The organism is Clostridium cavendishii DSM 21758, assembly GCF_900141845.1.
Taxonomy (GTDB): Bacteria; Bacillota; Clostridia; order Clostridiales; family Clostridiaceae; genus Clostridium_AG; species Clostridium_AG cavendishii.
Window position 1 is genome coordinate 385,137 of the sequence record NZ_FQZB01000004.1, and the last position, 13,486, is coordinate 398,622.

Sequence of the window (13,486 nt, forward strand, 5' to 3'; positions counted from 1 at the left end):
CATTTAACAATAATCATATTAACTTCAAGTGTTTATTAATCAACACTTGACTATTATCTGTTCATTATTGTACACTTTTGGAGGACGTTTTATGAATAAAAAAATGATAAAACTAAGTATCTGTTTTTACTTGTATTTATAAATATATAGGAGAACATTCTGATTTTATTATTGTTATACTAGGACTTAATGGAGATTTGAATTTTCAAATAAAACTTAAGAGTTTTATTAGAATTTTGTACACCTTAATTTTTTTTCAGTTGGATTATATATTCCATAGCCTGAACTACTTTTTTTGTTCCTCCAAGACTTAATAACTGATCTGATGCTTTTTTAGCATTATTTATATATATATGATTTTCTTTAAACTCTTTAATTATTTCCATAATTGTTTCAGTATTAAAATCATTTGTTTCTAATAAAATACCAGCTCCCAAATTAACTATTGAAGCTGCATTATATTTTCTTTCAAATACATTACCTGGATATATAATTTGCGGCACTCCATATACCAACCCTGTCATAATGCTATTTTGTCCCCCATGATTTATATATGCTATAGCTTCTGGCATTAGTTTACTAAAATCAAATCTCTTATCAACAGTAATGTTATTTTTCTTATATGGCTTTACTTGATAAGTTGCAATATATATTTGATAATCAGTTTTTTCAAATGATTTTATTAAATTATCTATGACTATTTTGGGATTAATTGTTCCATTCCCCATATATACTATAATTTTATTTCTCTGGAAATTTGTTTTCTTTATATTAGGTATAGAAAATGGCCCCGTGAAAACTATATTTTTATCATTTATAGGTTCTAATTCATATGAACTTGCAACTATCTTTAAATCCGCCCAATTAAATATATCAAGAACTGATTCGATCTCTGGAAGCTTATTTTCTCGTATAAAATTTTTAACACCTTTACTATATTCAGGGTTAGATGCAAAAGACTTTTGCGCAGGATAACTAAACCCTGTAATAACTTTAATATTTTCTAACTTTGCAGCAACAATTGCAGCAATTCTAAACTCCGAATATACTACATCTGGTTTAAAGTCTTGTATTGCTTTTCTTATATAAGATACATCTTTATAAAAGTGTTTCTCATTAATGGCTCCAAGAAAATGAAGTACTTCTTCAAAACTATTAACTGTTTTTTTGTGCTGTATTCCAGATAGCTGACCTATTTTAAACATTGTTTTTCCAATTACCATTGGCATCCCTAAAATTGATGGAATCGGAGAATAATAGTTTTTTATATTTTCTATTTTTCTATAGTTAATATCTTCTGCTGCACAAAATGCAACTTCATGCTGTCTCTCAATTAATTCATAACATAATGCAACTACTCGTGAAAAAGGACCACTTGTTTCTACCATTGCTGCCATAGGTGCAATTAAAACTTTCATACTATTCCTCCCTTTTTTTCTTATTTCTATGCCTACTCAATATCCTATTTCTTATTACACTTATTTGTGAACCATTTCTAATTATATGTTCTTGTTATCAAAGAGCATTTTAAAGTTTCACCATTTATACTTTGATTTTCTACTCCTAATTTATATTAATATTGCTTATCTCCTCTTAACTTCAGTATAATAAATTTATACACTTTAACAATAATCATCTTAAACTCAAGTGTTCATTAATCAACACTTGCCTATTATATGTTCATTATTCTATACCTTTGGAGGAAGTTTTATGAATAAAAAAAGCGAAAAAACTAAAAGGCTATTAGAAGAAACTTTGGTAACTTTAATGGCTGAAAAAGATTTTAATAAAATAAGCATTAAGGACTTAACAGAAAAACTAGATATTAATAGAGGAACCTTTTATCTTCATTATAAAGATAAATACGATTTATTAGAACAAAAAGAAAATTCTATTTTAAATGAACTTGCTGAGATCATTGATAATATTTTAAAAGAACTTCCTGAAAATTTTATACTACCATCTAATAAAAAAGTCTTATTATCCTTTTTCACTTCTATGTATAGATATATAAAAGAGAATGCTAATTTTATGAAAATTCTATTAGGCCCTAATGGAGATTTAAATTTTCAAATGAAACTTAAAAATTTTATTGAAAATAAATTATTTGAGAATTTATCACCTAAATATGCTTCTACTAATAATATACATTTTAAATTTCTAGCTGCTATTGCCTCTTCGGCTCAGATTGGTATTGTTGAAAAGTGGGTTAAAACAGATATGAAAGAAACTCCCGAAGAACTATCCACTTTCGTAAGCAATATAGTATTTTCTATATATAATGAAGTAATCAAGAATATGCTTCATTCATAGCAAAAACAATAAAAAATCTCCTTTCAAGCAGCCTCTTTTGTAGCTTGAAAGGAGTCATATTTTTATAGGTTTATATTCCTTTAGAATTATCATAAATATAATTAATTATAATAATTTATACCTTTATTCTTCATTCTTTCGTATTGAACTTTTAATCTGTATTTATATTCATTCCAATTTCTTTTTTCTTTTGTAGTCCATCCTATTTCAGCATGCCCTAATAACCTTGGATATATCATATAATCCATAAATTTAGAATTAGTAATTGTTTCTGTCCACAAAGGAGCTTCTATTCCCCAAATTAAATCTTTAGGAGCATAATCAGTAGGATCCCATTTATAAGCCTTATCTACTGGAATATATCCTGCCCAAATCAAACCATATGGAGTTGAAGTATCATATTTCATATCTAAATAACATTTCTTAGCAACTGAAACTATCATTTTCATTCCTTTATCTTTAGCTACAATATTTTTGTTAGACCAATTTTGTAACACAAAATCTTTACTTATATCAGAAGATTTGTCACATGGGTCCCAGCCAATTGCTGTTTTTCCGTACTTCTCAACTATTTTATTTACTCTACCTACAAAGTAATAATAATCATCTTCCAACGCATTTTTAGGTTCATCACCCCCAATATGAATATATTTTGAAGGTGATATATCCGAAACCTCTTTTATTACATCATCAATAAATTCATATGTCTTTTCATCGTGACACTTAAAAGTGCTGAAACCTACATCAATTCCAGTATATACTTCTTTGCTTTTACCATCTTCATTTAGAAAATCATACGACGCTAAGGCTGCATTAGTATGTCCAGGCATCTCAATTTCAGGAATTATTTCTACATATCTTTCAGCTGCATATTTAACTAAACCTTTAAATTCTTCTTGTGTATAATATCCTCCTTCTCCCCCACCTACTTGAGTACTTCCTCCTATGGTTGTTAACTCTGGCCATTTTTTTATTTCCAAACGCCATCCTTGATCATCAGTAAGATGTAAATGAAGTTTATTTATTTTATATTCAGCAGCTAGATCTATTTGACGCTTTATATCTTCTAATGAAATAAAGTGTCTTGCTACATCAATCATTAAACCTCTATAACTATATTCTGGTTTATCCTTTATCACTGAAACAGGAAGCGTCCATTCTATATTAGTAACTAGATAATTTTTTTCTATCTCTGCCGGAAATAACTGTCTCAAACTCTGAACTCCTCTTGCAATCCCTTCTGCCTTATACGCTATTAAGTTAACATTTTTACTTGTAGTAGATATTTGATACCCTTCATTTCCTTGATCCTTTTCTCCTCCAATAGTAGTTAAATATATATTTCCTTCCAAAACTTTATCCGATTTAATAATATTAAAATCAAATCCTGTTGAAGGCTTTAGTTTTCCCTTTAAAAACTCTGCTATTTTATATATTTCTTCCGTTTCTTCTTCAGTATTTCCTTTTACATAAATTGAAGTATTTTTCGTAAGTATAAATTTCCCCTCACCTTCTTCACAACTCACTGGCTTGGGTACGATTTGGTTATCAAGTTTTTTAACCATAATTTTATTGATTATAAAAAATATTAAAAATATAATTATTATAATTATTATTGCAACCGTTAATTTCTTTTTGTCTTTAAGTATATCATGCAAGGAATTCACCCCTTTTACTATACAATAATCATATCTTTATTTTACCTTTTATTACATTTAATGTAAATATACTTTTGCATTTTATTTTTATTATATAATAAAATTATTATAGATTTAAATAAGTTTAATAAAGGTAAAAATATATAAAACTAAAGCTTAATATAAAAAATAGTAATAGGAACTATGCTTAACACTCCCATTACTATTTTTGAGTTTATTCAATAAACTCAAATAAAACTTTTATAGATCCTCCACAAGCCATGCCAAGTTTTGCAGATACAGAGTTTGATAAATCATATTGTTTTAAAATAGATTTTTTGCTTTCAATAAGTTCTAATGCCTTTTCATATACTGCATTTTCTACTTTCCCACCACCAACAGTTCCAATAAAACTTTTATTTTTATTTATAAGCATCTTAGTTCCAACCCCCCTAGGACCTGAACCGTGCTTTTCTATTATTGTTGCTAAAATCTTAGGCTCATCTCTTTCTAATATTCCATCAAAAATATCATTTTCTATGTTAATAATAGGACTTTCATTTTTAACTTTAATAATCTCACCTAAAATACTTATAGCTATTTCTGCTGGAGTGTTAGCACCTATCTCAAGACCAATTGGTGTATGTACTTTATCGACATCTTCCTTGGTATATCCATTTTCTAACATACTATTTATTACATAAGCTATCTTTCCCTTACTTCCAAGCATTCCAACATAATGAAAATCATTTTTAAGTATTATTTCTAAACACTTTTTATCATCTTTATGACCTTTTGTAACTAAAACAAAATATATATTTCTATTAAATTTTATTTCCCTAAATGCTTCATCAAAATTTTTGCATAGAATATTATCAGCCATAGGAAACCTATTTTTATTAACAAAACCTTCTCTATCGTCAATTATAGTAATATTAAATCCTATCATCTTGGCCATTTTACATAAAGGCAATGCAATGTGTCCACCTCCACATATAACCAAGTCAAGTTGTCCTATAATATGTTCTATAAATAATTCTATTTCATTTTCTAACGCTAATATATATGTACCTTTAGTAAAATCAACATTACTTAAATTTCTATCCCAAAAATCTTTAATATTTTCATTTTCTATAAATATTTTTTCTTTGCTTTTTAATAACTTTTGTCCTATTACGCTACTTCCGTTATATGCTCCTTTGATAACAGTTACTACAAATGCCTCACCATTTAAATTTAATATATCAAAAAGATTCCTATAAAAATTCCTTTTCATATTACCTCACCTCCGTATATCTATTTTTTATACCTTTATATAAATGAACTTAAATTCATCTTATACTTTTGTTATTATATATATAAGTTTCAATAAAGATTATTCAAAAAATTAAATTTACTTTCACTCATAATTTATCATAAGTGAAAATCTAAATTTTAATTTAGTTATTTAAACTTACTCATACGAATGTAAATGAGTAGGAGTTTCATATTATTAAGTCTTTTATGGAACTTATAGAATCAAATTAAATAGTATATATGATTCTAATTAGCTATTTTTAACTAAAAATGTTTAGTTGTTATTATTTCTTAATAAATTTGTTTTTTATGTAGAATATTAATTAGAACATATATACATGAGATAAATTATCCAATTCTTCTCTAGTATCAATGTCCATCATCTCTACTTCATTAGAAATAGAAACCCTTTCTAAGTCATAAAGATGCTTTCTCATAACGGCCTTTCCACCAATATCACCTTCTAAGTTCATTAATTCATCTCTATATTTTTTCGAAAATATAGTGGGATTCCCAAGATTACCTTTATGTTCAACACAAGCCATCCCTTTATTACTTTTTTCAAATCTATTAATTAGAGTTTCTATACTCATTAATGATATAAATGGTTGGTCACATACCATAAACATATAGGCATCTGCTTCCTTGTCAGTTTGCATTCCAAGCTTAATAGAATGAGATATTCCAAGTTCACTATTGGCATTCATAACAACTTCAATATTTTGCCTACATAGGGATAATCTAATTTCTTCATATTGAGTAACTAAAATTATTTTGTTGAAATTCAGCGCTAATACCTTTTCTACCACATTCATATACATTGGTTTACTATTAACTTTGGCTAATAATTTATTACTTTTAAATCTATTACTATTTCCTGATGCTAGTAAAATTAAATTTATCTTCATTACTTTAAATTCTTAATATTGTACATAGTCTCCTAAATTCATGAAATAAACTAATATAATCTATTATTTCTTTAAGTAAGACTTCAAATTTTAATTTGGTCAATTCGAACTCACTCATACGAATACAATGAGTAGGAACTTCCTTAATATTGCTTACGCTTGTACAATTCCTTTCATTATTTTTTATTTAATTCTTTTATATCAAATAGTAGATATATCAATTACACCTACATAATCACTTGAATTATTAATTAATATTTTTTGTATAAGCTAATCATTCATAATCACTTAATTATTATAGGTTTTTCACCTTTATCAAGAACCTGTCCAATAATTTTTGCATATGAAGTAAAGTCTTCTATTCTTGTCAGAAACTCTTTAACATTTTTTTCTGGAATTGAAAGTAATAACCCACCTGATGTTTGAGGGTCTATTAACACATCTTGAAGCTCCTGTGGTATATTTGACTTTAAAGTAAATTTATCTTTTAAATAATCAAGATTATTATACATTCCTTCAGGTATAATCCCCATTTTAGCATATTCCATAGCCCCATCTATAACAGGTACAGAATCACTAAAAATCTCTATTGTTTTGTTACTACCGCTTGCCATTTCATAGCTATGTCCAATTAAACTAAAACCTGTTATATCAGTACATGAATGAACTTCAAGCCCACTAACACATTCTTTAGCATATTTATTTAATGTAGTCATAACAGATATAACTTCTTTTATTTTGGCTTCACTTAATAATTCCGCTTTGGCTGCAGTATTCATTATTCCAGTACCCAATGGTTTTGTAAGTACAAGTATATCTCCAGTTTTTGCATTACTATTTGAAAGGATTTCATTTGGATGTGCAAATCCACTTACAGACAGTCCATATTTAGGAATTGGATCTGCTATAGTATGTCCACCAGCAATTACTGCACCAGCCTCCTTAACTTTGTCATATCCACCAGCAAGTATATCATGCATAATAGATGTATCTAAACAAGAAGGAAAACAAAGTAAATTCATAGCTAACTTAGGATTCCCTCCCATAGCATAAATATCACTAAGAGCATTTGCTGCTGCAATCTGACCAAAAGTATATGGATCGTCTACCATAGGTGGAAAAAAATCTACTGTTTGAATTATTACTGTATTATCGTTAATTTTATATACACATGCATCATCATTAGTATCAAATCCAACAAGCAAATTAAAATCCTCAAATTTAGGTAAACTATTTAAGGCATTATGGAGAACACCTGGAGCTATTTTTGCAGCACATCCTGAAGTCTTAGTTAAACTAGTAAGTCTTATGTCTTTTAGCATTAACATATCCTCCTTAAATGTTTTTTTAGGCATATGACACGAAATAGACGAGTAGATTAGTCTATTATTTGAATATGCCTTATACTAACTTCAAATATAATATATCTATTTTTTATAGCGTAATAACTTTTGTTGCTTCTTTCATAGCATCTGCTATATCATACATATTACTTACTTTCCCCACATTCAACTCTTCTTCAAGTCCATAAAAATTAAGACATGTTCCACATATTAATATTTCCACACCTTTTTCCTGCAAATCTTTTAAATGCTCTACTGCCTGGTCATTTAATGTAGGAACTTTTACTCCATCATTCATAAATAAAACTGATTTTGGTAGTTCATCAGATTCTAAAATCGTGTAAAAATACATTTTCATAAGCATCTTTCCAAGTTTTTCATTTCCTGAACCTATGGTATCTTTTCCAATAAATATTGACCATGTTCCTAAATTTTTTTTATCCTCTTCTAATCCATCTAATATTTCATTACATGCTTCACATTCGTTAGTTTCATCCTCACAATTCTTTGAAAAATGAACTTTAAATACACTGTTATCTTCTTTTAAATCTATCGTAAAACCTTGACTATTAGCTAGCTTTTTAAGATTTTGTACAGCAATTTTATTATCAACTTCAATCAGAAAATTATTATTTTCACTATCAATTTCTTTCTTTGCCATTATCACAGGTATAGGACAGTTCTTTCCTTTTGCATCAATTATCTTATTCACTTATTAGCCCTCCTAACAAAATTATTATTTTGTTTAATTATTTTAAAACAACTTTAATTTGATAAATAAGCTTTATTAAAACTTATCTATTATTTAAATATAAAATCGCTTCTAAAACACCACCTCCAATAGACCTAGCTTTATCTGAAATTGTGAAACAATTATCTCTTTCACATCTTGGATCAATATCTCCACTTTTCATTCCTTTAAATACATAAATATCTTTTTGGAGCATTCCTCGCACTATACCATTTATTTCTGCAAAAATTGGTGTTTCATCAACATAAGCTACAATATCACCTTTCTGTACATAATCCCCTATTCTAGATATAGGTAATATTTTTCCATCTTTTGTAGCCCTAATTATTCGTTCTGTAGTATGTCCTCCAATATCACCAGGTATACCAGTATTAGGTATAGCACCTCCACTATATATTGTCTTTCCTAAATAATGTCCTCTTTTTGTTTCAATAACACAATGACAATCAATACCTGCTGTAAATCCTGGACCAAGTGCAATTACAATTCTTGCCTCATCAATATGAGTACCCAAATTTTGCTTCGCTATTATAGCATCTATTACTATATCCGGTTTAATCTCCCTTACAATTTCAGCTTTTTCATCTACTATAATGGGGATATTTCCCTCATTAATAATTCTACTGATATCCTCTTTTTTAGAAGCTAATACTGCTTTAATTCCTTCAACTTCTATTTCCTTATCATAAACAGCTTGTGAAAAAGCCACTGTTCTCCTCACTGTAGTTGGTTTTGAGATTTCTGTCATAACTATAGTAAATCCACATCTTTTCAACCTATGAGCGACGCCTGTAGCCAAATCTCCAGCACCTTTTATTAATACCATTCTCAATCCCACCCTATTTAAATTTTTAATATATAAATTGCACTATGCTTTCTAGAAATTAAATTTAATACTATCCTGCGTTTAACAAGTACATTAATATAAATGTGAATTTTAAATTTCAACATTTATATCTACTTTTAAACCTTATATATTATCTCTAAACGTTGTTAATATTAATTCATTTACTCCTAATTTAGAAAATTCGCAAAAAATATTTTTACCTATTTTAAACTTTTTTGTATTATCTACTTTATTTACAATTACCTTATAATCACACTTTACGTTCTTTTTTTGTCCATTTTCACTTAATAATATCTTTGCAATATCCCCTTCATTAATAATATGTTGACCATTTGTATCTAAAAATTTTGAAACTAAATTTGCTCTATGGCATGTCTCATTAATGCTTTTTCCTACTGAATCAATACCACATACCCCTACAACTAGGTTACTTCCTTCTAATATTACTGGTTCATGTTCAGCTGGTACCTTTAATGGCAATCTTTTTGCTCCATCAGCTTCAACTAGTATGAAATCAGCTAATTCTATAAGACTTATAAACGTTTCTTTTGGTAATTCACTTAATTTTTTCAATTCTTCTTCTTCAGTGCAATGTACTGTTTTTTCATTATTCACCTTAATTGTTTTAGAATTTATATCCTTTTCATCATATAACATTCCAACTGTAATCATATTTTCACTATGTAATAAATCTATAATATCTTTCTTTTTTCCTGAAAGTACTACATTACTTTTAGGCATAAACATATGTGTAGTAGTAGTTACAATAACCTTTTTTCCTAATTTACTTAATTCATTACCTAATTCATATATTAAGCTTGTTTTACCTCCGCCTCCTACAAATGAGATTATCATCTTTGTATTAACATCTATTTTTAGTGCCTCTATTAATAATTTGGTTTTCCTTATTTCTTCATTATTAAACATAAAGATTTTCATATTCTCACCTTCACCTAGTTTCTAAATTGCTATAATATATAAGTCCTAGCACACTATAAATGGACCAAACTTTGTATATGAAATCTCAAACTTTCTATTATATATTTTTTCCATTATAACTACGAATTTTTTCTCATATCCTTCAATTTTACAATCAATAAAATCTACTATTTCATTATCATTTAATATTACTATTTTATCTGCGTATCTTAACGCTAAATTAATATCATGTACTGTAATTAAATTTATTAAATTATTTTCTCTAATCAAGTTACTAATGAATGTAAAAAAATCATGTTGTTTTACATAATCTAAAAATGTATTTGGTTCATCTAAAAGTATAATATTAGAATTTTGAACAAATACTCGTGCTAAGTAAACTAATCTTCTCTCTCCTCCGCTTAGTTCACTTATATATTTATTCTTTAGATGCTCTATATTAAGCTTATTAAGCACTTCATTAACCAATTTATAATGTTCCTTACTTGGCATATCAAATACTCCAAGATAAGGTGTAACTCCCATAACAATAACATCCTCCACACTATAATTTTGGGTTGTGTGCAGATTTTGGGGAATATATGATACCAACTTACCTCTTTCTTTATTGGAGATTTCTAGTATATTTTTATTATCATAAATCACTTCCCCACTTATAGTTTTCACAAGTCCAATCATAGATTTTATAAGTGTTGTCTTCCCTGATCCATTTAAACCTAAAAGAATAGTTACTTCTCCTTTATTAAGAAAGAGATTAATATTTTTTAATACTATTTTATCTAAATAATTAACATTTAAATTTCTTATTTCTAGATCACCTTTCATCTAACAAGATTTTCCTTTCGATTAATAATATATACTAAAAATGGTGCACCTACTAAGGAGGTTAATATACTTATTGGAATTTCTGTTGATGTTACACTTCTCGCCACTGTATCTGCTAAAACCATTATAATTGCTCCAATAATCATAGTTAGTCCCATTACTTTTGATATATCATCCTTAGCATAGAATTTAACTATATGAGGAGCTAGCAATCCTATCCAGCTTATAATTCCAGCAACAGAAACAACTGCTGATACTAAAAGAGTTGCTGCAAATATAGCTATTACTCTAACAATTTTAATATTTATTCCTAATAGCTTTGCTTGTTCATCACCCATTGTAAGAACCTTTAATTTCCATCTTAATAAAAATAATATTATTGTTGATATAGCTGTTAATATTGATACATAAAGTACATTGTTCCACGAACTATTATGAAATCCGCCCATAAGCCAGAAATCTATTGACGGTAATTCTTTGTATGGATCTGCCAAATACTTTATAATCATTAAAAAGGAGGAGGATACAGCTCCAGTTACAATACCTGCTATAACAAGAGCTAGTACCCTATTACTTCTCATCTTTTTAGATAAAATTAATGAAAAAACCACAGCACCTATACCAAAAACAAATGACATTATTTGAATTGTTATTGGTGAAAAAGAAAAGAAAACTATTGCAATAGCAGCTCCTAGTGAAGCTCCAGAACTTACTCCAAGCACATCTGGCGATACTATAGGATTCTGAAATATACTTTGAAAAACCATACCAGATAATGCTAATGCTGCACCACTTATTAAAACTAGTATTATCCTTGGAAATCTTATATTCCAAAGCAAATTAAATTCTAATGAATCAGTTTTTCCAGAAAAAATAGTATTTATTATTTCTATTGGCTTAATATTATATCTACCAATTAATAAAGATATAACTGCTAGCATCACCAAAATAGAACTACTTATTACTGTAGCATATCTTAATTTCATATTCCGATTTCCTTATTACTTACTTCTAAGTCAAAAAATTTCTTATAAAAATCTTTTGATGCCTTTTCAAATTCATCTTTTGTATATTTTTCTGAATTAATATTATTTGTCATCCAAAGAATCCCTAAAATTGAAGATGGCGTAGGATAATCCCAAGGTTCTATAACTGATGGAATCATAAAAACTTTTTTATTTTTAATTGCCTTTACATCTTTTAATCTCGAATCTTTAAGTATGTCTTCTACACTATATTTAGCATACTGTACTATATAGATAATATCTGGATTATAGGAAATCAATTGTTCAGCTGATATATCTGCCCAATACCCATCATTAAGATTCGAAGTTACATTATTTCCACCTGATGCTTTTATCATATAATCTTGATACATTTTTGATGTACATGTTCTTAAAACGCTACTACTTCCTGCCAAATACACATTAGGCTTATTTGTAATATCCTTATTTAACTTTTCTACCTTTTCTAAATTATCCTCATAGTATTTGACTATTTCATTAGCTTTTGCTTCTGAATTAACAGCCTTTCCTATAAGTTTTACACATTCTAAAAATGAATCTAGTGTTTCTGGCTCTATAGCTATAACCTTAATATTAAGCTTTTCAAATTTAGGAATAAATTCTTTAAGTTTAGTAGGAATTATTATTAAATCTGGTTTTAATTTTGCACATTCCTCTACGTTTATACTTTTTGCTGAACCAACTCCTGGAAGAGTAGTGAATTCTTTTGCTGCCTTCTTATAAAGTTCCCTATCATTAGATTTCATCTCAACCCCTACAACCTTGTCCTTAACCCCTAAAGCTATTAGCAAAGAAGTTGAAATCGGATAACTTGAAATAATTTTATTTACATCACCTTTAATTTCTACTTTTCTGCCTAATTGATCTTCGACTGTAATAGTTTTATTAGTATTATCTGCTGTTTTGTCATTTTTTCCACATCCAATAAAAATAGTTGTTATAAGTATACCTACTAATATAACTGACAAAATCCTTCTCAATCTTTTCATGTGTTAATTTCCTCCTTTTTTAGTATGTTAACTATATTCTTTAACATTTCTTTTCTATCTTTATAATCTATATTTTCTATATCTATAACTAAGGTATCTTCTCTTCCTTTTATGTAGTTTAAAAATTCATCATTCATTTTCCTAAGAACACCAAGGACAAATTTATTATTATCTAAACATCTAATTATTTCTTTTTTAAATTTATAAGCTTCTTTTTCTAAAAAACCAATTTCATCTAAAAGTATAAGTTTAGAATTTGAAGCTTCTATGCTTTTTTTCAGTATATCTACTCCTATAAATTCAAACGTTTCTATTATAGGAACCATTTTATAATCTTGTATCTTAACTGAAATCGGCTTACATATATTTTCGTTTTCAATATATCCATGTATATAAAAGCCTTGTTGCACATTATTTATATAATATGGTAAAGTTCTATATCCTGAATATGTTATATTTAACTCATTTAAAATGTTATTTATTAATGTGCTCTTTCCACACTTTTTTCTTCCTGTTACAAATACATTCTTTATTTCCAAACCAAACCTCTTTATAATGATATGAAACAATAAACTAAAATTTATTGCTTCATATCAAATATTTATTTTTTAGT

General features: G+C 27.6%; 13 protein-coding genes. 1 reads left to right on the forward strand and 12 read right to left on the reverse strand.

The window, feature by feature from the left end; translation table 11 throughout:
• Nucleotides 1-245 precede the first annotated feature (245 nt).
• Nucleotides 246-1,418 carry a glycosyltransferase gene (locus tag BUB01_RS03640; protein ID WP_072985321.1) on the reverse strand — a complete coding sequence of 391 codons (1,173 nt, stop codon included), beginning with the start codon at nucleotides 1,416-1,418 and terminating at the stop codon, nucleotides 246-248.
• Nucleotides 1,419-1,710: 292 nt separating this feature from the next.
• On the opposite strand from BUB01_RS03640, the gene BUB01_RS03645 reads away from it, so the two are divergent.
• Nucleotides 1,711-2,313, forward strand: coding sequence for a TetR/AcrR family transcriptional regulator (locus tag BUB01_RS03645; protein ID WP_072985322.1), 603 nt, complete (start codon nucleotides 1,711-1,713; stop codon nucleotides 2,311-2,313).
• A gap of 101 nt (nucleotides 2,314-2,414) precedes the next feature.
• Here BUB01_RS03645 and BUB01_RS03650 read toward each other — a convergent pair whose 3' ends face one another.
• The 11 genes from BUB01_RS03650 to BUB01_RS03700 form a co-directional block, all read right to left on the reverse strand.
• Nucleotides 2,415-3,971 (reverse strand): beta-N-acetylhexosaminidase, encoded by a 1,557-nt coding sequence (locus tag BUB01_RS03650; protein WP_423231119.1) that lies wholly within the window; start codon nucleotides 3,969-3,971, stop codon nucleotides 2,415-2,417.
• Nucleotides 3,972-4,185: 214 nt separating this feature from the next.
• On the reverse strand, nucleotides 4,186-5,226 hold the full coding sequence (locus BUB01_RS03655) for an XdhC family protein (protein ID WP_072985324.1): 1,041 nt from the start codon (nucleotides 5,224-5,226) through the stop codon (nucleotides 4,186-4,188).
• 343 nt (nucleotides 5,227-5,569) lie between these two features.
• Nucleotides 5,570-6,154 carry a nucleotidyltransferase family protein gene (locus BUB01_RS03660; RefSeq protein ID WP_072985325.1) on the reverse strand — a complete coding sequence of 195 codons (585 nt, stop codon included), beginning with the start codon at nucleotides 6,152-6,154 and terminating at the stop codon, nucleotides 5,570-5,572.
• Nucleotides 6,155-6,438: 284 nt separating this feature from the next.
• A complete protein-coding gene (gene selD / locus BUB01_RS03665) occupies nucleotides 6,439-7,476 on the reverse strand; it encodes a selenide, water dikinase SelD (RefSeq protein WP_072985326.1) in 1,038 nt (345 codons plus the stop codon).
• A 112-nt stretch (nucleotides 7,477-7,588) separates the two neighbouring features.
• Nucleotides 7,589-8,209: a sulfurtransferase-like selenium metabolism protein YedF gene (yedF, locus tag BUB01_RS03670; protein ID WP_072985327.1), complete on the reverse strand. Its 621-nt coding sequence runs from the start codon at nucleotides 8,207-8,209 to the stop codon at nucleotides 7,589-7,591.
• An 82-nt stretch (nucleotides 8,210-8,291) separates the two neighbouring features.
• Nucleotides 8,292-9,074, reverse strand: coding sequence for a selenium-dependent molybdenum cofactor biosynthesis protein YqeB (gene yqeB / locus BUB01_RS03675; protein ID WP_072985328.1), 783 nt, complete (start codon nucleotides 9,072-9,074; stop codon nucleotides 8,292-8,294).
• Nucleotides 9,075-9,218: 144 nt separating this feature from the next.
• Entirely contained in the window at nucleotides 9,219-10,034 is an 816-nt protein-coding gene (gene yqeC / locus BUB01_RS03680) for a selenium cofactor biosynthesis protein YqeC (protein WP_072985329.1), read from the reverse strand.
• 45 nt (nucleotides 10,035-10,079) lie between these two features.
• Nucleotides 10,080-10,859 carry an ABC transporter ATP-binding protein gene (locus tag BUB01_RS03685; protein ID WP_072985330.1) on the reverse strand — a complete coding sequence of 260 codons (780 nt, stop codon included), beginning with the start codon at nucleotides 10,857-10,859 and terminating at the stop codon, nucleotides 10,080-10,082.
• Nucleotides 10,856-11,845, reverse strand: a complete 990-nt coding sequence (locus tag BUB01_RS03690; RefSeq protein ID WP_072985331.1) for a FecCD family ABC transporter permease — start codon at nucleotides 11,843-11,845, stop codon at nucleotides 10,856-10,858. Before BUB01_RS03690 ends, BUB01_RS03685 begins: the two co-directional genes overlap by 4 nt.
• On the reverse strand, nucleotides 11,842-12,873 hold the full coding sequence (locus tag BUB01_RS03695; RefSeq protein ID WP_072985332.1) for an ABC transporter substrate-binding protein: 1,032 nt from the start codon (nucleotides 12,871-12,873) through the stop codon (nucleotides 11,842-11,844). The genes BUB01_RS03690 and BUB01_RS03695 overlap by 4 nt, the downstream gene beginning before the upstream one ends.
• Nucleotides 12,870-13,412 carry a nucleoside-triphosphatase gene (locus BUB01_RS03700; RefSeq protein WP_242958358.1) on the reverse strand — a complete coding sequence of 181 codons (543 nt, stop codon included), beginning with the start codon at nucleotides 13,410-13,412 and terminating at the stop codon, nucleotides 12,870-12,872. Before BUB01_RS03700 ends, BUB01_RS03695 begins: the two co-directional genes overlap by 4 nt.
• Nucleotides 13,413-13,486: the final 74 nt, after the last annotated feature.